The 340-nt window shown below is 45.3% G+C and carries 1 protein-coding gene; it reads left to right on the plus strand.

All coding sequences use genetic code 11. From position 1 onward, the window contains the following. On the plus strand, positions 1–340 hold a 340-nt coding region (locus KH400_RS23180; RefSeq protein WP_217228652.1), incomplete at both ends, for a sugar-binding domain-containing protein.

The following is a 340-nucleotide window of genomic DNA, read 5'->3' on the forward strand; positions in this document are numbered from 1 at the left end:
TGCGAAAACTAGGGAAGTTGTTTTTGTTCCGGCACGTGGCGGGCTTGGCGAGCAGGTGGAGAATCAAGTGAATACGATTAGTGCAGAACTTGCGAGTCGAGCAGGGGCACAATATCGCTTGTTGCATGTTCCAGACCAAATAAGTGAGGAAGCTTACTCATCTCTTGTATTAGAACCTTCTGTTAAGGACATCCTAAGGCTGATTAAATCAGCTTGTACGGTTATTCATGGAATTGGAGATGCAAGAACGATGGCGCTCCGGCGTGATTCAGTGAATTCGTTTATTGACAAGCTTAATCGGGAAGAGGCTGTAGCAGAGGCGTTTGGATATTATTTTAAC

It is taken from the genome of Desertibacillus haloalkaliphilus (assembly GCF_019039105.1).
Taxonomy (GTDB): Bacteria; Bacillota; Bacilli; order Bacillales; family KJ1-10-99; genus Desertibacillus; species Desertibacillus haloalkaliphilus.